Origin of the sequence: Gemmata algarum (assembly GCF_034097035.1) — a bacterium.
Classification (GTDB): Bacteria; Planctomycetota; Planctomycetia; order Gemmatales; family Gemmataceae; genus Gemmata; species Gemmata algarum.
In genome coordinates this window covers 143,604-164,590 of record NZ_JAXBLV010000189.1, presented here as the reverse complement: position 1 = coordinate 164,590, position 20,987 = coordinate 143,604, and the positions used below count along the sequence as shown (strand labels likewise).

At 68.6% G+C, this 20,987-nt stretch carries 15 protein-coding genes, 1 pseudogene and 1 riboswitch; of the genes and pseudogenes, 12 read left to right on the top strand and 4 right to left on the bottom strand.

All coding sequences use genetic code 11. The annotated features are described in order from the left end of the window. Positions 1–669: 669 nt before the first annotated feature. The 8 genes from R5W23_RS18950 to R5W23_RS18915 all read left to right on the top strand — a co-directional run bounded on the left by R5W23_RS18950 (position 670) and on the right by R5W23_RS18915 (position 8,607). Positions 670–1,536, top strand: coding sequence for an alpha/beta fold hydrolase (locus R5W23_RS18950; protein WP_261185804.1), 867 nt, complete (start codon positions 670–672; stop codon positions 1,534–1,536). Next, complete coding sequence (locus R5W23_RS18945) at positions 1,512–2,702, top strand: ABC transporter permease (protein WP_320687636.1); 1,191 nt, start codon at positions 1,512–1,514, stop codon at positions 2,700–2,702. Before R5W23_RS18950 ends, R5W23_RS18945 begins: the two co-directional genes overlap by 25 nt. Beyond that, positions 2,695–3,417 (top strand): ABC transporter ATP-binding protein, encoded by a 723-nt coding sequence (locus R5W23_RS18940; protein ID WP_261185802.1) that lies wholly within the window; start codon positions 2,695–2,697, stop codon positions 3,415–3,417. Before R5W23_RS18945 ends, R5W23_RS18940 begins: the two co-directional genes overlap by 8 nt. Before the next feature lie 79 nt (positions 3,418–3,496). After that, positions 3,497–4,258 carry a 3-deoxy-manno-octulosonate cytidylyltransferase gene (gene kdsB, locus R5W23_RS18935; protein WP_320687635.1) on the top strand — a complete coding sequence of 254 codons (762 nt, stop codon included), beginning with the start codon at positions 3,497–3,499 and terminating at the stop codon, positions 4,256–4,258. Positions 4,259–4,290: 32 nt separating this feature from the next. Then, positions 4,291–4,482, top strand: a riboswitch (cobalamin riboswitch). A 118-nt stretch (positions 4,483–4,600) separates the two neighbouring features. Next, entirely contained in the window at positions 4,601–5,143 is a 543-nt protein-coding gene (locus tag R5W23_RS18930; protein WP_320687634.1) for a DUF6580 family putative transport protein, read from the top strand. An 11-nt stretch (positions 5,144–5,154) separates the two neighbouring features. Then, positions 5,155–6,102 (top strand): cobalamin-binding protein, encoded by a 948-nt coding sequence (locus R5W23_RS18925; protein ID WP_320687633.1) that lies wholly within the window; start codon positions 5,155–5,157, stop codon positions 6,100–6,102. Beyond that, positions 6,099–6,782: a Dph6-related ATP pyrophosphatase gene (locus R5W23_RS18920; RefSeq protein ID WP_320687632.1), complete on the top strand. Its 684-nt coding sequence runs from the start codon at positions 6,099–6,101 to the stop codon at positions 6,780–6,782. The genes R5W23_RS18925 and R5W23_RS18920 overlap by 4 nt, the downstream gene beginning before the upstream one ends. A gap of 190 nt (positions 6,783–6,972) precedes the next feature. Beyond that, positions 6,973–8,607 (top strand): CTP synthase, encoded by a 1,635-nt coding sequence (locus R5W23_RS18915; RefSeq protein ID WP_261185797.1) that lies wholly within the window; start codon positions 6,973–6,975, stop codon positions 8,605–8,607. Positions 8,608–8,640: 33 nt separating this feature from the next. Here R5W23_RS18915 and R5W23_RS32735 read toward each other — a convergent pair. The 3 genes and pseudogenes from R5W23_RS32735 to pyk all read right to left on the bottom strand — a co-directional run. Beyond that, positions 8,641–8,926: pseudogene (locus R5W23_RS32735) on the bottom strand (DUF6444 domain-containing protein); the annotation flags it as partial. Between the two features lie 722 nt (positions 8,927–9,648). Beyond that, entirely contained in the window at positions 9,649–13,062 is a 3,414-nt protein-coding gene (locus R5W23_RS18905) for an Ig-like domain-containing protein (RefSeq protein ID WP_320687631.1), read from the bottom strand. 386 nt (positions 13,063–13,448) lie between these two features. Next, the gene (gene pyk / locus R5W23_RS18900) at positions 13,449–14,891 is read right to left on the bottom strand and encodes a pyruvate kinase (RefSeq protein ID WP_320687630.1); all 1,443 of its coding nucleotides are present in this window, start codon (positions 14,889–14,891) and stop codon (positions 13,449–13,451) included. Positions 14,892–14,943: 52 nt separating this feature from the next. On the opposite strand from pyk, the gene R5W23_RS18895 reads away from it, so the two are divergent. Then, a complete protein-coding gene (locus tag R5W23_RS18895; RefSeq protein WP_320687629.1) occupies positions 14,944–15,525 on the top strand; it encodes a hypothetical protein in 582 nt (193 codons plus the stop codon). Positions 15,526–15,663: 138 nt separating this feature from the next. Beyond that, positions 15,664–16,578, top strand: a complete 915-nt coding sequence (locus R5W23_RS18890; protein ID WP_261188124.1) for a HEAT repeat domain-containing protein — start codon at positions 15,664–15,666, stop codon at positions 16,576–16,578. 4 nt (positions 16,579–16,582) lie between these two features. Here R5W23_RS18890 and R5W23_RS18885 read toward each other — a convergent pair whose 3' ends face one another. Next, on the bottom strand, positions 16,583–17,347 hold the full coding sequence (locus R5W23_RS18885) for a DUF4058 family protein (protein ID WP_320687628.1): 765 nt from the start codon (positions 17,345–17,347) through the stop codon (positions 16,583–16,585). Positions 17,348–17,719: 372 nt separating this feature from the next. Here R5W23_RS18885 and R5W23_RS18880 point away from each other — a divergent pair, with 372 nt between their 5' ends. Both R5W23_RS18880 and hisG read left to right on the top strand, forming a co-directional pair. After that, positions 17,720–19,237, top strand: a complete 1,518-nt coding sequence (locus R5W23_RS18880) for a BBP7 family outer membrane beta-barrel protein (RefSeq protein ID WP_261188126.1) — start codon at positions 17,720–17,722, stop codon at positions 19,235–19,237. 121 nt (positions 19,238–19,358) lie between these two features. Beyond that, entirely contained in the window at positions 19,359–20,231 is an 873-nt protein-coding gene (hisG, locus tag R5W23_RS18875) for an ATP phosphoribosyltransferase (RefSeq protein WP_320687627.1), read from the top strand. Positions 20,232–20,987 lie beyond the last annotated feature (756 nt).

The window sequence follows — 20,987 nt, the reverse complement described above, 5'->3', positions numbered from 1 at the left end:
GGGCGAAGAGGGAGCGGAGCAGGAAGGCAACCTACCCCCCGGCCCCCTCCCTGACCTGAAGGGAGGGGGCCGGGGGGGGAGCAGTGGTCTCGGAGCTGAAGGAACACGCGGGAGTAAAGGCAACCTACTCCCCGGCCCCCTCCCTGAAGGGAGGGGGTGGCGCCGAGAGGAGTGGTCCCGGCGCGGGCGGGGTGCGCGGGGCGCAGACCCACCCCCAGCCCCTCCCTGCAGGGAGGGGAGCAAAACACGGGCGAACGCCAAGCGTGGCACGCGCCTCTCGCTATGGGAACGTTCCTATCGGCGCCAACCCCCTCCCTTCCCGCCGGCTCACGGAAGCTCGGCTGACCGGGCCGGCGAACACGACGAGGGGCTGGGGGGGGTAGGTTGCCTTTACTCCCCCTCCCTTCAGGGAGGGGGTTGGGGGTGGGTCCGCTTCGCGCACCCCTCCCGCGCCGGGACCGCTCCTCTCGGCGCCACCCCCTCCCTTCCCGCCGGCCAACGGAAGCTCGGCTGACCGGGCCGGCGAGCACGACGAGGGGGCTGGGGGGGCAGGTTGCTTTTTGCAACCACGCACCAACCGCACGGCACCACTGGTTCTTTCAGAAGCCGTTGGAGCTTCCAGAAGTGCCGCAACAGACCGGATTGGTACCACACCGCACGTGAGCAGTCATGCCCGAAGTCGAAGTTAACGGCACGCGCCTCTTCTACCAGCAGGACGGCACCGGGCCGGACGTGGTGCTCGTTCACGCCGTCACCAGCAACCAGGCCGTGTGGGTGCTGAGCGGGTTGCCCGAGGCGCTTGCGACCGAGTACCGCGTCACCACCTACGACATGCGCGGTCACGGGGCCAGCGCCCGGCCCGCCACCGGGTACACGTCCGCGGTGATGGTCGAGGACTTCCGCCAGCTCCACGCTGCACTCGGGCTCAAGCCCGCTGTGTTGGTCGGGCACAGCTTCGGCGGGGTGGTGGCGATGCACGCCGCCGCCGTCGCGCCCGAGTGCGTCGCCGGCGTGATCCTCTCGGACTCGTTTTTCCCGGGGCTGAAGCACGTCGAACCGAACTTCGGGAAGATGAGCATCTGGGTCGATCTGCGCGAGCAGTTCGCCAAGGTGGGCGTCGAACTCGGCGAGACGGTGGACTTCTCCCGGCTGTTCCGTGAAACCGCCGCCCTGAGTTCCGCGAAGTTGAAGGAGCTGGAAGACATCTTCGGTCCGTTCGGGCGCGGGTGGCTGCGTCAGCTCCCGAAGCTCGCGGAAACGACGTGCGGCGAAGAGGTGCTGACCGAGGCCGGGCTGACCGCCGACGTGCTGGCCGGCATCCGTAGACCGGTGGTCGCTCTGTACGACGAATTCTCCCCCTTCCTTGCAACGTCGCGTTGGCTAGAACAACATCTTTCGGGGTGTACGGCCGAGATCATTCCGGCCGCCAAGCACCTCGCGATGTTCGATAACACCGCTGGCTTCACCGATGCTGTTCGGCGGCACCTGAAGCGACTCACCCCACCAGAACGATGTACTTCGCCGCCTTTATCCTGAAGAACCTCACGCGGCGCCCGGTCCGCACCGCGCTCACGGTGCTCGGGTTGGCGGTCGCGGTCGGTAGCATGATCGCGCTGCTGGCGGTCAGCTACAACGTCGAGCGGTCCGTCGAGTCGGCGTTCGATGTCCGCCGGGTCGATCTGGTGGTCATGCAGAAGGGCAAGCCGTTCGGTTTGGACAGCGAGTTCAGCGAGCGACTCGTCGCGGCCACCCGGGCCATGCCCGAGGTGGAGCGCGTGTCCGAAGGGCTGGTGGGTAACGCTAACGTGTACCGCGACAGCGGCACGGTGGACAACGACATCATCCTGGTCCAGGGCTGGAAGCCGGACAACTTCGGCTACGAGGACATGGAGCTGATCGAGGGCCGATTGCTCCAACCCGGCGATCAGCACAAGGTGATTATCGGCCGCATCCTGGCCGGTAACCTGCGGGACAAGGGGAACGTCGGGCACAACGTTGGTCAGAAGTTACGGTTCGTCGGCGACCCGGACAACCCTTATGAAATCGTCGGCATCTTTAAAAGCCGGGTCGTGTTCGAAGAGGGCGGGGCCGTCGTCCCATTCGACGACGGACAAACGTTACACACCAAACCCGGAAAGGTGACCGGGTTCTCCGTGCGCGTCAAAAAGGGCGGCCCCGATTCGACCGCGGAAGTGGAAGCGGTCCGGCAGCAGATCGAGGCGCTTCGCGACGCGAAGGACCCGACCGTTCGGCTCGTCGCCAACCCGCCGGACAAGTACGTCGAGCAGGTGTCGCAACTCCAGCTCATCCGCGCGATCACTTGGCTCGTGTCGGCGATCGCGTTCGCGGTGGGCACGATCACCATGATGAACACGATGGCGATGTCGGTGCTGGAACGCACGCACGAGATCGGCATCCTGAGGGCGGTCGGTTGGCCTCGGTTCCGGGTCATCCGCATGATCCTGGGCGAGGCCGCCATGATCGCGCTGGGGGCAACGCTCATGGGCGTGGTCATTGCGTTTGTTGGGATGCAGTCGCTGACTCTTTCGCCCAAGGTGAACGGGTTCATTGAGCCGGACTTGTCCCTGGTGGTGATTCTGAAGGGGGCGGCGATCACCCTCCTGATCGGGTTAATCGGCGGCGCGTACCCCGCGTACCGGGCGGCCCGGCTCCTGCCGACGGAGGCGCTGCGCCATGACTGACCGCCCCGCCGACTACCTGCTCTTCGGCGAGCAACTCGCGAAAACGTACCCCGATGGCGACGTGCGCGCGCTGAACGGCGTCACGCTGGGCGTGCGCGCCGGGCAGCACGTGGCGATCACCGGCCCGTCCGGGTGCGGCAAATCGACGCTCCTGAACCTGCTCGGCGTGCTCGACACGCCCGACGCGGGGGAGGTGTACTACCGCGGCGAGCCGCTCTCGAAGGACCACAACCTGAACCACTTCCGCGCCCGGCAGATCGGGTTCGTGTTCCAGTCGTTCTTCCTGATCCCGACGCTGACGGCGAAGGAGAACGTGCAGGTGCCGATGTTCGAGGGGCCGGCCCTTTCCGCCCGGGCGCGGGCGAAGAAGGCCGAGGAACTGCTCGAACTGGTCGGGATGCTCAAGCGGGCGAACCACCTGCCGGTTCAGCTCTCGGTGGGCGAGCGGCAGCGGGTGGCGCTGGCCCGGTCCCTGGCGAACGACCCCGCGATACTGCTGGCCGACGAGCCCACCGGTAACCTCGACTCCGACAACGCCGTCAAGGTGCTCGACCTGTTCGCGTCGCTCCAGAAGGCGCGCAACCTCGCGCTCCTGGTGGTCACCCATAGCGACGAAGTGGCCCAGCGCGCCGACCGCGTGATCCGCATGAAAGACGGGCGCGTGGTGAGCGACTCCGCGAACGGCCGCGCCGCGCCGGCCGGCGGGCCGGGCTGACGGTTGGCGCGGTTCGCCTTGTCCGCTGGCGGTTGTGGGTTTAATCTCCGGGCGCTCGACGGACCCGGAGGTGAGCCCGATGCGCGTCGCGATTGTGATTCCGGCCCGGTTCGCGTCCTCGCGACTGCCCGGCAAGCCCCTGCTGAGGGACACCGGCAAGTACCTGATCCAGCACGTTTACGAGCGGGCGTGCGAGACGAAGTGCGCCGACACGGTGGTCGTGGCGACCGACCACGAAGACATCCGCGCCGCGGTGGCCAGTTTCGGCGGGCGGGTCGCGATGACCCGCGCCGACCACCCGTCCGGCACCGACCGCGTGGCCGAGGTCGCCGCGACCCTCACGGCGGACGTGGTCATTAACGTGCAGGGGGACGAACCCCAACTGGAACCGGACGCGATCGACCTGTTGGCCGACCTGATGCGTGACGGGTCCGACATGGCCACCCTGGCGGTGCCCATTCCGGACCTCGAAGCGTATCGCAACCCCAACGTGGTGAAGGTGGTGTGCGACGACCGCGGGCGGGCGCTGTACTTCTCGCGCTCGCCGATCCCGGCGGTGCGGGACGACGAGCCGGATTTCGCCGCGCGCCCGGCCCGGTTCCTCCAACACCTGGGCGTGTACGCGTACCGCCGCGAGTTCCTGCCGCGGATCGCCGCGACGCCGGCGCACCCGCTGGAACAGTCGGAGAAGCTGGAGCAGCTCCGCGTGCTCGGCACCGGTGGTACGATCAGCGTCGGGGTGGTGGCGCACGCGCACCGCGGGGTCGATACCCCCGCGGACTACGCCGCGTTCGTGCGGTGGTACCGCTCGGCGGATAGCGGCGTTCGTCGCGCGGCGTGACCGCGTGGCCGATCCGTCGGCGGGCGCATAAGTCAGATTCGTCTCGACAGGTTCGCGCCCGTGGGCGGCGCGACGAAAAGGGAAGCCGGTGCGATTCCGGCGCAGGGCCGCTGCTGTGTTCGGCCAGGGTTCGGGCACCCGCCACTGTGATTCGTCACGGGAAGGCCGCCCGCCGCCCGCTACGAGCCGTAAGCCAGAAGACCTGCCTGTCGTTCACCCGTTCGGTGCCTCGGAACCAGGCGACCGGCCGACAGGCGCTCCGTGCGCGTGCGCACCCGTTTGTCCGCTTTTGCCCCTCCGCAGGCACCCGGTTCGCCCGTCCCGGCGAACAAGGAGCCGTGCGTGTTCACCGACTACCAGTCCCGTTTGCCGCGCGTTCTTCTGCTGCTGTCGCTGGTTGCGGCCGCGGCTCTTGTGCGCCAGCTCTCGCACCCGCAGAACTTCACGCCGGTCGGGGCGCTGGCGATCTTCGCCGGGGCGTGCTTCGCCGACCGGCGGCTTGCGGTTCTGGTTCCGCTCGCCGCTTTGGTTCCCGGCGACCTCGCTGCCGGGATGCACGTGCTCGTGCCGGCCGTGTACGGGAGCCTCGCGCTGAACGTGTTACTGGCGCGCCGGCTGCGGAAGGGCCGGACGGCGGCCTCGACCGCGGCGGTCACGCTCCTCGGGGCGGTCCAGTTCTTCGTCACCACCAACTTCGCCACCTGGCTGGTTTTCTACCCGCACACGCTCGGCGAACTGGTGTCGTGCTACGTCGCCGCGGTTCCGTACTTCCGCAACACCCTGCTCGGGGACGCGACGTTCGTGGCGCTGCTTTTTGGCGCGCTGGCCCTGGCCGAGCGCGCGCTCCCGGCCGTCCGCGAGCCCGTGCCCGCGGCGGCCAACTGACGGAGGCGGTCGTGCGAATCGTGTCCCTGCTCCCCAGCGCCACCGAGATCGTTTGCGAACTCGGGCTCGGTGATGCGCTCGTGGGGGTGACTCATGAGTGCGACTACCCGGCGTTCGTGACCGCGCTTCCCAAAGTGACCCGCACGCTGATCCCGCACGATGCCACCAGCCGTGAGATCGACGCCCTGGTGCGCGAGCGTCTGCAAACGCAACGGGCGCTCTACACACTTGACCTGCCGACGCTGGAGCGCTTGAAGCCGGACCTGATTGTGACCCAGGCGCTGTGCGACGTGTGCGCGGTGGCCGAAGCCGAGGTGACCGCGGCGGCCTGTACGCTGCCCGGCCGGCCGCGGGTCGTGAACCTCGAACCGACCTCGTTGGGGGACGTGTTCGACACGTTGCACTTGGTCGCCGACGCGGCGGGCGTGCCCGCACGGGCGGACCTCGCCGTGGCCGCGCTGCGTGAACGGATCGGGGCGGTCGCTAAGCGTTCGGAACAGGTGACCGCTCGCCCCCGGGTGGTCGTGCTGGAGTGGCTCGACCCGCCGTTCAGTTGCGGGCACTGGACCCCGGAACTGGTTCGACTGGCCGGGGGCGACGAGGTGCTCGGCGTGTCCGGGGGGCCGTCGCGCACGCTCGCCTGGGCGGACGTGGTCGCGGCGCGGCCGGACGTGCTGCTGGTTGCGTGCTGTGGCTTCTCGCTGGAGCGGACGCTCGTCGATCTTCCGGCGTTCCGGGACTGCCCGGGGTGGGAGGCGCTTCCGGCGGTTCGTTCCGGGCGGGTGTACGTCACCGACGGTAATGCGTACTTCAGTCGGCCCGGGCCGCGCCTCGTGGACAGCGCCGAGATCGTCGCTCACGCGCTTCATCCCGCCCTTCACCCGCTCCCCGCGGGGTTGCCTGCCGCCCGCCGGCTGACGCGCGAAGAGATCGAGAACGTTCGGCCGGTGAGCGTATGAGGCCGAAGGTCCTGTTGTCGTGGAGTTCGGGCAAGGACTCCGCCTGGGCGCTGCACGTTCTGCGACAGCGCGGTGAGGTAGAGGTTGTTGGGCTGGTGACCACCCTGAACGAGGCGTTCGGGCGGGTGGCGATGCACGGCGTTCGGGCCGAACTGGTCCGCGCGCAGGCCGAGGCCGCCGGGCTACCGCTGTGGACGGTCCCGTTGCCGTGGCCGTGCTCGAATGATCAGTACGAGAGCCGGATGCGCGGGCTCGTGGAACGTGCGAGAGCCGCGGGCGTCAGCGGGCTCGCGTTCGGTGACCTGTTCCTGGCCGATGTCCGCGCCTACCGCGAGCGGCAGTTGGCCGGGTCCGGGATCGAGCCGCTGTTCCCACTGTGGGGGGCTCCGGCGGACACGCCCGCGCTGGCGCGGGAGATGATCGGCGCAGGGCTCCGGGCCACGCTGGCGTGCGTCGATCCGAAGCAACTCGCCCCGCAGTTCGTCGGTCGGGAGTTCGACACGCGGCTTTTGGCCGAACTGCCGCCGGGCGCCGACCCGTGCGGGGAGAACGGCGAGTTCCACACCTTCTGCCACGCCGGCCCGGTGTTCGATCGGCCGATCCCGGTGCGGGTCGGCGACACGATCGAACGGGACGGGTTCTGCTTCGCGGACCTGCTGCCGGGCGCCGCACCCGAGTGAACCGCCGCGTTTGCAGATGTTGCGGGTGGCGCGTTCCGGGCGCCGCCGTTCACTTTTCGGAACAACGATTCGCACCGGAAACGCGGGGGCTCGGTTCGCGCGCCGGCGGGGGCGTCCCGCTGATTGTTCCGGTTCCGGCGGGCGATATACTGATAGTTTGGTACCGTCGCACCCCAGGGACCGTTGCTCGATGACCAAACACATCTTCGTGACCGGTGGCGTGGTCAGCTCGCTCGGGAAGGGCTTAACGTCGGCTTCGATCGGCCTCTTGTTGGAGAAGCGCGGGCTGCGGGTGCGGCTCCAGAAACTCGACCCCTATCTGAACGTGGACCCCGGAACGATGTCGCCGTACCAGCACGGCGAGGTGTACGTGCTCGACGACGGCACCGAGACCGACCTCGACCTGGGGCACTACGAGCGGTTCACCCACGCCACCCTGAATAAAGACTGTAACTACACGACCGGCAAGATCTACCTCTCGGTGATCGAAAAGGAGCGCCGCGGCGACTACAAGGGCAAAACGGTTCAGGTGATCCCGCACGTCACGGACGAGATCAAGTCCTGCATCCGGAAGATGGTCGCGCCGGACGTTGACGTGGTCATCACGGAGATCGGCGGGACCGTCGGCGACATCGAGGGCATGCCCTACTTCGAGGCGATCCGGCAGTTCGCGCTGGATGTCGGCAAGCACAACTGCCTGTTCGTCCACCTCACGCTCGTCCCGTACCTGAAGGCCGCGGGCGAACTGAAGACCAAGCCGACGCAGCGCAGCGTCCGCGACCTGCGCGAGATCGGCATCCAGCCCGACATCCTGATCTGCCGCACCGAGCGCGACATTCCGAAGGACGAGTGCGAGAAGATCGCGCTGTTCTGTAACGTCGAGCGCAACGCGGTGATTGAGGAGAAGGACAAGGAGTTCAGCATCTACGAGGTGCCGCTGAGCCTCGCCGACAACAAGCTCGACGCGCTGGTGGTGGAGAAGCTCGCGCTGACCCAGGCGAAGCCGCTGGACATGAGCGCCTGGCGCGCGATGCTCGACCGGATGCGCGCGCCGGCGCACGAGGTCACCATCGGGTTCGTGGGCAAGTACGTGAAGCACCGCGACGCGTACAAGAGCGTGTACGAGTCGATCGACCACGCCGGCATTGCCAACAACGCGAAGGTGCGGGTGATCCGGATCGAGTCCGACAAGCTCGCCGAAGAGGGCGCGGCCCAGGCGCTCGCGGGCGTGGACGGGCTGCTCGTCCCCGGCGGGTTCGACAAGCGCGGGATCGAGGGCAAGATCGACGCCATCCGGTTCGCTCGCGAAACCGGGCTGCCGTTCTTCGGCATTTGCCTCGGGTTGCAGTGCGCGACGATCGAGTTCGCGCGGAACGTGGCGGGCCTGGAAGGGGCCAACAGCACCGAGTTCGATAAGGCGTCGCCGCACCCCGTGGTGTGCCTGCTGGAGGAGCAGGTGAACGTCACGAACCTGGGCGGGACGCAGCGCCTGGGCGCGTATCCCTGCCACCTGGTGCCCGGCACGAAGGCGCGTGCCGCCTACGGCGTGGACGTGGTCAGCGAGCGGCACCGGCACCGGTACGAGGTCAACAACGCCTACCGCGAGAAGCTCGCCGCCGCCGGGTTGGTGTTCTCGGGCACGAGCCCGTCCGGCGATCTGGTGGAGGCGATCGAACTGCCGAACCACCCGTGGTTCGTGGCCGTGCAGGCGCACCCGGAGTTCCTCTCCAAGCCGACCAAATCGCACCCACTGTTCCGCGACTTCGTCGGCGCCAGCTTGGCGCGACGACTCGGTAAGAAGCCGGTCGCGGTTGTCATGGAATAAAGGCCAAGACTGATTGGCCTTTATTTCAACAGCCCGCAACTCCAGGACCGCATCCGGGGGCAACTCGGGTCGGGTGCGATTGGGGCGCCCGGGTTTACCCGCCTCGGGCCTTCCCGGTTCCCTTCCGGGGCAACGCCCGCTTCACCTGCGGTCTATCGGACGAAGGCGCTTGGGACGAATTCGACGAGTTCTGGTTGAGTCGAACTTCCAGAACCGCGATCCGTGCCTTCAGAGTTGCAATCATCGCCAGCACCGCGGCTGGGGGCGCCGCCGGCAGTTGGTTCCACAACTCCTTGGGGAGTGGTGGTGTCGCGCCCATCACACACGAGTTTGTGCTTCCGGCACGGGGCGGTAAGTCGATTGCCGATCGGCTCCCGTGAACGGTTACCGATACAGAAAGCACTTCGTACATCCGGATCTGTAGCGCGCTGGCTTCGCACCTTGATCGTCTCGCCTGTCACAGCGATTTCTTTGCAGATCCCGTGAGCACCGGCATTTTCGGTCTCGAAAGTGGAAGTGCGTTGACCGTGGCGCCCCACGGGTGCGGTGCCATCAGGTTAGTAGGGAGACGAAGCCGCAGCGAGCGTCATACGAATCATGCGGTCGCGGTCCGAGTGTCGTCTGCGTGGGGAAACACGGACGAGTGGGTGCTGCCCTACGGGCGGCACTCGCGGACGGGACAGACGATGGGGCAGGAGTCGGCGTTCCGCGGGTGATTCGCTGCCCATTCGCTGGTACGGCACTACCACCGAATCGCGCCCTCAAAACCCAGACAATCGCTCCCGATGAACCGATCCGGGCTTCCGCGCAACGCAAAACGCCTGCCGTAAAACATTTCTGTGGCAGTTCTTACGGCGGGTGCTGGTTCGGCATAGGGAACACCCGTCTCGGGCGAGAACCGGTGCGGTCGCTCACCCGAGGCAGCTCGAACGGCCAGAACTACCACGCAAGGGGGAATCGGCGATGTGCGTGAGATCGATGCCGCGTCCGAGTCACAGAGGGGCGTTTCACCTCAGCGTTCACGCCCCTCTGTTCGGAGGATTACGCCTTCACCAGGATGGCCCCTTCGCCGTTGCGGAGGGTGATCGAGGTGACATACTGGCCCAGCGTGCCGTTCGAGTTCACGATCCGGTACGTGCCGCCGAGCTGGTGCGTCGTCGCGGTGTTGTTGCCGGTCGTCCCTTCGCCCTTACCCTGGGCGTACGACAGGGGCTTGTACAGCACCAGCGCGTTCTCGTACTCGCGCGCCATCACTTGGTACGTGAGGGCCGAATTCGCCGGATCGGTTCCGGTGGCGAACACCTTCATGGAGCCGACCGGCGCGCCGACGTTCACGTTCACCGCCGGGGACCAGTGCTCGGTCCACGAGGACGACGGGCTGTCGCCGCCGAAGAACATCAGGAACGAGCGGTCCGGGTCCGCGACCATGTAGTAGTACGCCAGCGTCGCGAGCTGCGTGCGCGAGTCGTACCGCGACCCGCCCTCGGGGCTGCTGTCGATCACCAGGTACGGCGCGTTCGGGCTGTTCAGCCGCCGCTGGATGAGGTTCATCGCGTCGCCCACCTCGGACCAGTTGGCGGACATGGGGCGGATGAGGAACTCCTCGAACGACCCCGCGGAACCGGCGGTGATCGCGTCCGCGGTGGCGGCCCCGCCCGCGGTGTTCGCCAGCACCCAGCGCGGGGCGATGGCGCGCGACACGGCGCTCATCAGCGCGCCGGAGTCCTCGGCGAACGTGGCCGTCGGCTCCAGCACGCTGGTGCCCGCGAACGGCACCTTGCCGGTCGCGTTGTCCATGAACACCCCGTCGGCCAGCGGGTTATCGGTCAGCAGTTGGACATGGTACTCCTGCGCCCAGTGCCGCACCGCGGACGACGACGGGTTCGTCACGAACCGCATCTGGCCGTAATAGGGGTAGAACAGCCGCGTCTCGTACACGAACCGGGCGTCGAAGCCCGCCTGGCGGTTGGCGTACTCGGCGTCGTTCAGGTAGCCGTCGTGGTCCTTGTCCGCGGCGTAATCGAAGGCCGGGATGGTGCCCGTACTGGCGCCGTTGGCGTTCACGTAGTCGCGCCCGAAGATCGTCTTCAGTTCCGGGCTGGAGCCGGCCGCGCCCGCGGTGACGCGGAGCCGCACCGAGTACAGCAGCGCGCCGCCGGGCGTCGCCGCGGCCGGCACCCAGTCCTTCGGCGGGTCGAACGTGATCCGCCCCGAGGTCCGCAGCGCCGCCGTCTGGTCGGATGTCAGGGTGAGCGCCTTCCAGGCGGTCGGATTGCCGCTTGCGTCCACGGCGGTGGTGTACTCCCACACGCCCGACCAGTTCCCCGTCGCGCCGTTCCCGAGCGTGATGTTCATCTCGCGGAACTTCTCGACGTATCCGAACGACGTGGTGGTGCCCGCGCCCCCGAGCGACGCGGCCGTGGCGCGCCCGCCGCGCACCGCCGAAGTCATGTCCGTCGGGGTCGCGGTGCCGTTGGACTGGTACGCGCCCCAGAACCAGTTCACCGGCTGCGACGACGGGCTGGAGCCGGTGAACGCGGTGGCCTTCGTGACGTGGTAGAACGCCAGCTCGCGCGACACCCCGGCGCGGTCCGCGTACGCGAGCCAGCTCGTCAACAGCCCCTGGTAGAGGTTCGAGACGTTGCTGTAGATGAGCTGCGGGGTGTCCGGGCTGGCGCCCTGGATGGCGCCGAGGTAGCTGGGGTTCGGGATCACCAAGTCGACGCTGTTGCGGAGCAGTTGCTGCTCGAAGGCGCCGGTGATCGGGGTGCCGCTGTACGCGAGCTGCGCGATGCGGATGTAGCTGTAGTGCCGCGGGATCTCCGGGGCCGGCAGCGGGTCCATGTTGGGGTTCGCGACGGTCAGCGTGATCTCCTTGGAGGTCACGTTGCCGGCGCTGTCGAACGCGCGGACGGTGAGCGTGTACGTCCCGTTGACGACCGTGGTGCTGTCGAACGTCCACTCGGCCGGCGTCGTTGCGGACACCGCGCGGACCTGGTTGTTGAGCCGGAACTCGATGCGCTCGAAGTCACCGGTGATGGCGGCGCGGAAGGTGACCTCGCCGGTCACGCTGCCCCCGCTGGCCCCGTTCACGCGGGTGACCGCGATCTGCGGCCCGGTGGACTGGCCCGCGGGCTTGGCCTCGAAGTCGTCCACGGTGAGCGCGCCGGACACCGCCGCTTTGCGCCCGACGCCCGCCTTGCCGGCCGCGGTGATGCCCGCGTCGCGGAGGTCCAGCACGAAGTCGGGGCTGTCGGACCACGAGCCGTCCGGCGTGAGCCACTGGCGGGTGTCGGTGCGGTACAGTTGCACGCGCAGGCGGTCGCCCTCGACGACGAGCCGGGCGCGGACCCACACGCTCGAAACGTACGCGGTCGATTTGATCGACCCGAGAACGGTCTCGGCGCCGTTGACGACCCGCAACAGTTGCGCGCTCAGCCCGCGGGTGAGGGTGACCGCGTAGTACGTGGGCGTGCCGCCTTGCAGGTTGGAGCCGCGGGCGAACACCTGGGCGGGGACGAGGCTGTCGAGGTACACCGCCGCGGACACGTCCACGTCGGCGGGGAGGTCCGCGTCGGCCCACGCCCGGGCGGCCGTGTTCGACAGCCCGGCGGACGCGAGGCCGTTCGTGGGGCTGAGCGCGCGGGCGGCGCTCGCCTGGAAGCCGCCGGCCGTTCCCGCGGACCACCCGCTCCAGCCTGCGGGGAGCGCGCCGGCGGGGGTCGAGTCGAACGACTGTGTGACCACCCCGGGCGTGGCGGGCGGGTCGGCGACGAAGGCGGAGAAGTTGTCCAGCGCCACCGCGCCGGAGTAGAGCGCGTCGCGCCCGATGCCGACCTTGCCGCCCGCGGCCGTGAGGGCGGTGGCGGCCGAGATCGCGCTGGTCGCGGCGGTCTGCCAGGTGCCGGCCGCGGTGAGGTACTGCCCGGTGTCGGCGCGGGTCACCTCGACCTTTGCGGTCGCGCCGTCGGGCACCAGCGACACGCGGACCCACTGGCCCGAGAGGTACGAGGAGCCGGGCGAGCTCACGGTGCCCAAAACGCGCGCCGCCCCGCCGCTCACCTCCACCAGTTGAACCTTCAGCCCGCGGGTGACGACCGCGGCGAGGTAGCTCCGGTCGCTCGTTTCGAGGTTCGAGCCGCGGGCGAACACGAACGCGGGCACCAGCGAGTCCGCCCGGAGCGAGGTCGAGACGCCGGCGTCGGCGGGGACGGTTTGGGGGTGCCAAGCGAGGGCCGCGGTGCGGCTGCCGCCCTGCGAGAGCGCGCCGGCCGTGCCGCCGGTGCCCGCGCCGGCCGCGGAGGTAAGGGCCGCGGTGCCGTCGCTGGACCACGTCGCCCAGCCGGCGGGGAGGGCGGGCGCCGAGACCGCGTCGAACGTTTCGGTAAAGAGGACGGCGGGGTTCTCGCGGGTCTCCAGCGGCTCGAACGAAAGGCGCGTGCGCAGGGGTAGCATGACGCGACGTTGCTCCTCAACGGTGATGGTCGTCCCCGCGAGGGGGCGGTCCGGGCCGCTGCCGCGACCGAACCGTTCGTGACCGTGTCGTGCTGTCGTCAGCTTGTGTTCGGCCCCCAGACGAGCGGCCGGAGAAGAATTGCGCGTGCAATGTGCGAAGGTGAACGGGCACCTGCCGTTACCGCACAGAGGACGCGCGCGACCGGTGCAACGGGAACGTTTTCGCGTGTGGGACAATACTCCACACGGGACGGGCGCACTCGCTCATGGTAATCGGTAAAGGCTGCGGCACGCGAACCATTTACCGCACCGCTTCACTTAGGTTCTGCGGAATGAGTTGCGATCGTTTGCTTTTGTACCTTGGTGAAGGGCTTGTGGGGCTGTTCTTACGGTTCACCCGGCGCGCCGCCTTCGCCGACCCGCACGACCCGCACCGTTGGGCACCGCGGGCCGCCAGCGATCGGGTGCCCTGCCAGCAGCACCACCCGTTCACCGGGTGCCACCGTGCCGGCGCGGAACGCGTCCAGCACGGCTGTGGTCATCCGGTCGCCTCCTGGCTCGACGGGTGTCATCCGCACGGGCGCGATACCCCACACGAGCGCCAGCCGCTGGAGGACCGCGTCCGTGGGCGCGACCGCGACGACCCGTGCGCGCGGGCGGTGCCGTGCCGCCAGCTTCGCCGTGCGGCCGGAGAGGGTGGGGGTGACGATCGCGGTCGCGCCCACCTCGTCCGCCAGCGCGCACGCGGCCAGCGTGATGGAGTCGTCGATCTCGTCGGCCGCGGTGTAACTCGCGACCAGCGGCCCGCGGCCGCGCACCAAGGCGAAGTGCGACTCCGCTTCCACCGCGATCCGGTCCATGCACGACACCGCCTCGACCGGGTACGACCCGACCGCAGTCTCGCCCGACAGCATCACCGCGTCGGTGCCGTCGAAGATCGCGTTGGCCACGTCGCTCGCTTCGGCGCGGGTCGGGCGCGGATTGTTTCGCATCGAGTCGAGCATGTCCGTCGCGGTGATGACCGGCTTCCCGGCGGACCGGGCCTCCGCGATCAACTGCTTCTGCACGGTGGGCACCTGCTCGAGAGGCAACTCCACCCCGAGGTCGCCGCGGGCCACCATGATCGCGTCGAACGCGGCGATGATCGCGCCCGCCCGGCGCACGGCCTCCGGGCGCTCGATCTTGGCGAGCACCGGCACGTCCATCCCGAGTGCCGCGCACGCGATCCGCACCTCGTCGGCCGCCGCGGCGTCGCGCACGAACGACACCGCAACCCAGTCCACCCCGGCCCGCGCCGCGACCGCCAGCGCCGCGCGGTCGCGGTCGGTGAGTGCCGCCATCGTGAGCGGCGTGTCGGGCAGGTTCAGCCCCTTGTTCGGGTGCAGCGGGCCTCCCACGGTTACGCGCGCCTGGACGCGCCCGGCGCTCGTTTCGCCGGCCGTGAGTTGCAACCGCCCGTCGTCGAGCAGCATGCGGTGGCCGGGGCGCACGTCCGCCAGCATCTCGGGCTCGGTGATGACGAGGTCGGGCGCTTCAACAGGTACAGAAGACAGTGAGAAGTGGACCGTATCGCCGACGTTGAGGAACCGGAGCGCAGGGAGCTTGACCCGCAACTTCGGGCCGGGGAGATCGGCGAGTACCGCGACGAACTTGCCGACCCGTTGCGCCGCGGCGCGGAAGTTGGCCACGCGACCGATGTGCTCTTCGGGTGCGCCGTGAGAGAAGTTCACCCGGGCCACATCGACTCCGGCACGCAGCACCGCGTCGAGGGCCTCCGGCGTGTCGGTTGCCGGCCCGAGCGTGGCGACGATCTTCGTTCGGCGGCTCATGGCGCGTTCTCTGGGTACACTGGTTCGGTTGAGTGATGAGGAGAGGTGGTTTATGGTTCGGGCGCGGCGCGTTCAATTCGTCAGCACCGTTACGGCGGCTCTGGCGCTCTCCGCGCTATTCTTTGCTCTGTTCGCGCCGGCCCTGGCGTTCCTGGAACCGCCGGCGCACGACCCGGCCCACAAAGCGATTCGGTCGTCGGCGGTGCGGGTGGTGCTGGTGTGGTGCTTCGCGTGGCCGATCGCGCTCGCGCGAACCGTCGCCGCTCGGCTCCGGGCGCTCTGGACGCTCGGGTGCGCACTGCTGTTGGTACACATTGCGGTGGCGTTTCACGTCGGACACGGATGGTCGCATGCGGCCGCGTGGGAGCACACGCGGCAGGTGGGTGGGTACGGGGACGGGGTTTTTGTGAACTACGTGTTTGCGCTGGTGTGGGTGGTCGATGCGGTGTGGGCGTGGGGCGCGTTCGGGTCGTACTTGCGGCGCCCGCCCTGGCTGACGTGGGCCGTTCACGGGTTCTTCTTGTTCGTTATTTTCAACGCGGCGGTGGTGTTCGGCGGGTGGGTGTCGCGAGTGGTGTTTGGGGTGTTCTTTGTCACTTGTGGGTATCGGATCGCAAGGGGGTACCATCGCTGACGGAGCTTTCGCACCGACACGAAGTTCGCGCGTCATCAAAAACGGTCGCGCGGCGGTTGCGGGTGCGGTGGTGTGAACTAAAGTTGGTAACGGTTCGGTGGAGCAGGCCTACGGTTTTACGGCGAGCGGCGGACCAGCGTGCAACAACCCAGTGCGACCGCCGACGACCCGCTGCCCGACCTCGTTCGGGCGCTGCGGAACGCCAGCGCCGCTGTCCGGTTCCGGGCCGCCAAAGACTTGGGGCGACTCGGGTGGCTGGCGCGCGAGGCGATGCCGGCGCTGGTGCACGCGCTGGACGACGAGGACGCGAAGGTGCGCGAGACCGCCGCGCACGCCATCGGCGGGATGGGGCCGGAGGCGCTGACCGTGCTCGTGCGGATGCTGGAGCACCACGACAAGTACGTGCGCCGGCACGCGGTCTGGGCGCTCGGCAAGCTCGGCCCGCTGGCGCGGCCGGCGCTGCCGGACCTGTGCCGCTCGCTGAAGGACCCGGACCCGCGCGCCGCGAGTGGCGCCGCGCAGGCGCTGGGGAACCTCGGGGCCGACGGGGCCGACGGGGTGCCGGCCCTCGCGGAGGCGATGCGGGGGACGAACATCGTGCTGTGCCGGCTGGCGTCGAAGGCGCTGAGCCAGATCGGCCCGCCGGCGCTGGCCACGCTCATCGCCCACCTGCAGCACGCGGACCCGTTCGTGCGGGGCGAGTCGGCCCTCGCCATCGGGTGGATGGGTGCGCCGGCGCGGTCCGCCGTCCCGTTCTTGGCGAAGGTGTTGCGCGGGGCTGAGGCGGCCCTGAGCCACACACCGGCACCGACCGTGACCCCGACCGCGATCCCGGTTCCGACCGACAGCGCCGCACTGACCCCGCCGCAACTGAACGGCCCGGACGGGACGTCGGCGGAGGTGACCTGTCGGGTGTACGCGGCGCAGGCGCTCGGGCGGATCGGCCCGGCCGCGTCGGCGGCCCTGCCGGACCTGCGGGACGCCGCCCGGCACGCGCCCGAACCGCTCTGTGCCGCCGCCCAACAGGCGATCCGCCAGATCCAGGGACCGTGAGCGGTCAGCCGTTCCCTCCGCCGGAGACCACGTTCCGCCACTCGGCCGGGAACGTCTGCCACGCTGACTGATAGGTCGCTTCGAGGGGCACCTGGACGTACCGCTCGGCGTCGAGGAACAGCGGCGCGTCCGGGATCGTCTCACCCACCGCGAGCGGGTTCACGAGCGCCGTCACCTCCTCACCCGCGCAGTACGCAGCGATCGTCAGGGGGCGGTCGGTAGGCTGGACGAATTCCTTATCGGTCAGCTCCTTCCAGATCGCGCCGTGAACCCCGTTCGGGTCGCGCCGGGTTGGCGGGAACGGGTCGATCACGATCAGGTGCAGCCCCGCATGGATCACCCCGCACGCCTTACCGACGAACGCATCGAAGTTTGATACGCCGTCCTTGTTGCCGGGCGATACCAGCTCGATGATCGCGACCATCCGGTGGTCACTGACGTGCCGGACACTCAGCCGGCGCTGCCCCTGTGGAAGCGGAACACGTTTCTCCTTGGCTTCGACTCGAGCCCGTGGCGGTGCCTCTGCGACTGCGACCCCGCCAGAGCTGTTAGGCAGTTCTCGAGGCGAACCGTTATGGGAGCCGTTGCCGGCCGGGTTGTGAAGCGTCAGTACGTCTGGGCCGAAGGTCCGCATCATCTGTTCTGCGAGCGCGTAATACCCGGGCGGCAACGCCCCGCCGTTGAGGGCTCCACGAATCGCGTACAGCCAACTGCCGTGGAAATCGTGGTAAATTTCCGCGGGCACTCGCGTCCAGTCGTGCATCGGCATGGGACCCCCTCCGTACTGTCATTCTAAACTGCCTGTCCCTCACTGAGTAATGCGGGTTTGGCTCTGCTGTTTCACACCTTCCACCCAAGAAGTTCGGTTGGTTCGGGTGCCCAGATTGCCTCTCTTCACCTCTCGTGTCTTCTGGCACCCTGTGAGCAACCGGCAGAGCCGGTGCGAATCGCAATCGGACTCAAGCCGTGTCCGGAGATGTGCCGATTGTTCCGTGTAGCAGGACGACGTGCGTTGTCCGGGTTGGGCGCGGTGCGTCGGGGGACGCCCGTGAAAGCGGTTCGGGGAGCGGGCAACTTGGGGGAGTGCTCCCTCGGGCCGGCGCCCGCCGGTCCCGCCACGGCGGCAGAGCAGGAGCGTGCCATGCGAAAAAGATTGCTGGGATCGATCGCGGCGTTGGCCGCCGGTGCGGGAACGGCCTGGGCGCAGCCCCCGGTCGAACCCGGGGGAGCACCGGTCGGGATCTCCGGGGGGTCGGCGGGGGCCGCCGGGGCCGCGCCGACGATTATGCCGCCGGGTAACTTCGGTGCGCCGTACGACCCACTCGGGATCGGCCCGGTGGGCGGGTTCGGCCCGCCGCCCGGCCCGATGTACCCGATGCCCGGGCCGTACGCGGCCCAGTCGTACCAGCCGGCCCCGACGGACGGGCTCGGCGGCGACCTGGGGTACGGAACCGCGCCCCGCTGGTGGGTGGACGGCGAGTACCTGCTGTGGTTCAACAAGGGGCAGCCGATCCGGTCCCCGTTGCTCACCACGAGCGCGCCGGCGGACCTGGGCGTCATCGGCCAGGCCAGCACCACGGTGCTGGTGGGTCAGGGGCGCATCGGCTACGGGGCGATCAGCGGTATGCGGCTGCACGCCGGGTTCTTCGGCGACGCGGACCGCCGGTTCGGGTTCGATTTGGGCGGCTGGTTCACCGAGCAGCGGACGGACGTCAAGTCGTTCGGGGCGACCGGCAACACGTCCGGCATCCCGGTGCTCACCCGGCCCATTCAGGACGTGAACGGGGCGACCAGCGGGCTGGTCCTCTCGGCCCCGGGCATCGGCGGGGCCAGTGCCCTGGTGACCACCCGCAGCTCGGCGTTCAGCATCGAGCCGACGGGCGTGTGGAACATCTACCGGTCCACCCCGGGCTCGCGGTTCGCGTGGTCGCTCGACTTCCTGGCCGGTTACCGGTTCCTCGAGCTGCGCGAGGACCTGACGGTGACCACGGCGACCGCGCTGAACAGCGGCACCGTGACACAGACGGTCGTCACCAACCCGTTCGGGGTCATCACGGTCGTCGGCAGCACCATCAACCCGGCGTCGGCGAACGTGGGCGGGGTCACCGTCGTCGGCACCACGATTAACGCCTACGACAGCGTCCGCACGTACAACCACTTCAACGGCGGTACGATGGGGCTGCGGAGCGAGGCCCGGTACGGGATCTTCACCACCACCGGGTTCGCCAAGGTGTCGCTGGGTAACATGCACCAGCGGCTGGAGATCAGCGGCGGGACCTCGTTCTTCGACCCGGGCAGCCGGGCGGGCACGGTCGTCACCCGGCTCCCGCAGATCGGGTCCGCGGTCGGCGGGGTGCTGGCGAACGCGAGCAACATCGGCCGGTACAACGACGACCGGTTCTCCGTGATCCCCGAGTTCGGGGGCACCCTGGGGGTCGCCCTGACCCGCGGCCTGACCGGGTACGTCGGGGTCAACTTCCTGTACATCCAGGACGTGATCCGGCCGGGCGGGCAGGTCACCAACGTGGTGAGCAGTGCGGCCATCCCGTTCAGCTCCAACTACGGGGCGGCCGGGGCGGCCCGGGCCGGCCGGGTGCTGTTCGACCAGGACGACTACTGGATCGGGGGCGTCAGCTTCGGGCTGCAACTCAAGTACTGATCCGAGCAAATTCGGAATGCGGAATGCGGAATGCGGAATAGAACACAGAGAGGGGACGGGGCACGAGTCCTCTCCCGGGTGTCCTATTCCGCCCTCCGCATTCCGCATTCCGAATTTGCACATGAGCGTGTTGAAGTTGGGGTTACCGGCCGGGTCGCTGCAAGAGGCGACCGCGGATCTGTTTCGTAAGGCCGGGTACAAGATCACCTTCCCGTCCCGCAGCTACTACCCCGCGATCGACGACCCCGAGCTGCATTGCACCCTGATTCGCGCGCAGGAAATGGGCCGGTACGTCGCCGACGGGTCACTCGACTGCGGCCTCACCGGTCACGACTGGATCGTCGAGAGCGGCGCGCACGTCACCGAACTGGCCGAACTCGTGTTCAGCAAGGTGAGCCGGCGCCCGGTGAAGTGGGTGCTCGCGGTGCCGAACGACTCCGACATCCACGGGCCGAAGGACCTCCAGGGCAAGCGGATCGCCACGGAGGTGGTCAACATCACCAAGAGCTGGCTCGCGGGGCACGGCGTCTCGGCCCAGGTGGAGTTCAGTTGGGGCGCGACCGAGGTGAAGCCGCCGAAGTTCGCCGACGCCATCGTCGAGGTGACCGAGACGGGCAACTCGCTCCGCGCCAACAACCTGCGCATCGTAGACACCCTGCTGACCAGCACGACCCGGTTCGTCGCGAACCCGCAGGCGGCGCTCGACCCGTGGAAGCGCCAGAAGATGGACGACCTGCTCCTGATGCTCCGGGGCGCGATGGCGGCCGAAGGCAAGGTCGGACTGATGATGAACGTTCGCAAGCCGGACCTGGCGCACGTCCTGAACAAGCTCCCGGCCCTGAAGAACCCGACCATCTCGCCGCTGGCGGATCAGGAGTGGGTGGCGGTCAACACGATCATCGACGAGGACACGGTCCGGCACATCATCCCGCAACTGAAGGCCGCCGGCGCCAGCGGGATCGTTGAATACCCGCTCACGAAAATCATCGATTAGGTCGAGGACAGATGGTGCCAAGGGTTTCGACCGCTGGCACCATCCCGTTTCGATCTCCCTCTTGTGCCCGTCTTTGGATGGCCTGCCACCGCCGGCGGTTGCTGTGTAACCGCCGGCGGAACTTGGCTTCCCGTCGCTTCTCGTCGGTCGTTTGCGCTCGGTATTCCTCCGCCTCACGGGTTGCAGCGGGAACCGACTGGCGCTCATTCTTGTGTGTAAGTCATTCGAAAACATGATGTTGCGCCTTCGCATCCAGTAATCGCGGGGGCACGGCCGGGCGGCCATATGGGGCGTATCTGCCGGTTGTGAGGGCGGTTCAGTGGGTAGCGAATGGGTAGTGAACCGCCCGCTCTCCGACCCACTCGCGTCCACTTGCCACCCCACCCGACGCCCCGTTGAGCGGCGCTGTAACCCCCGTTACACTTCGCGCCTCGGTAACGCTCTCGACGGGCCGTGACGGGGAATTCCGGTCTCGTTCGTGGGTAGCGAACCGTCCGCGAACCGGTAGCAAACGGCTATCTCCCCGCCCGCAGTTGTCCGCTCGATGCCCCATCGGTGCTGTACCGGCGTTCCACTTCGCGCTTCGATGCACGGCTTGGTTGCGGGTGTCCATCTTTGGCTTTAGCCTTTGCGTTGCAGACATTTCGGTTCTGTGTACCCTTTGCACGCCGCACGGCGCTTCCGGCCTGTGCCTTACGAGGCGGGCCACGCCAATCGCTCGCGCGGACCGTTCGACGGTGCTGGAGCGCCACCCCA

Coding starts and splice junctions, on each gene's coding strand:
- R5W23_RS18945 (WP_320687636.1), top strand. CDS start 1,512: ATGTACTTCGCCGCCTTTATCCTGAAGAACCTCACGCGGCGCCCGGTC.
- R5W23_RS18880 (WP_261188126.1), top strand. CDS start 17,720: ATGCGAAAAAGATTGCTGGGATCGATCGCGGCGTTGGCCGCCGGTGCG.
- kdsB (WP_320687635.1), top strand. CDS start 3,497: ATGCGCGTCGCGATTGTGATTCCGGCCCGGTTCGCGTCCTCGCGACTG.
- R5W23_RS18905 (WP_320687631.1), bottom strand. CDS start 13,062: ATGCTACCCCTGCGCACGCGCCTTTCGTTCGAGCCGCTGGAGACCCGC.
- R5W23_RS18940 (WP_261185802.1), top strand. CDS start 2,695: ATGACTGACCGCCCCGCCGACTACCTGCTCTTCGGCGAGCAACTCGCG.
- R5W23_RS18895 (WP_320687629.1), top strand. CDS start 14,944: ATGGTTCGGGCGCGGCGCGTTCAATTCGTCAGCACCGTTACGGCGGCT.
- pyk (WP_320687630.1), bottom strand. CDS start 14,891: ATGAGCCGCCGAACGAAGATCGTCGCCACGCTCGGGCCGGCAACCGAC.
- R5W23_RS18885 (WP_320687628.1), bottom strand. CDS start 17,347: ATGCCGATGCACGACTGGACGCGAGTGCCCGCGGAAATTTACCACGAT.
- R5W23_RS18915 (WP_261185797.1), top strand. CDS start 6,973: ATGACCAAACACATCTTCGTGACCGGTGGCGTGGTCAGCTCGCTCGGG.
- R5W23_RS18950 (WP_261185804.1), top strand. CDS start 670: ATGCCCGAAGTCGAAGTTAACGGCACGCGCCTCTTCTACCAGCAGGAC.
- hisG (WP_320687627.1), top strand. CDS start 19,359: ATGAGCGTGTTGAAGTTGGGGTTACCGGCCGGGTCGCTGCAAGAGGCG.
- R5W23_RS18920 (WP_320687632.1), top strand. CDS start 6,099: ATGAGGCCGAAGGTCCTGTTGTCGTGGAGTTCGGGCAAGGACTCCGCC.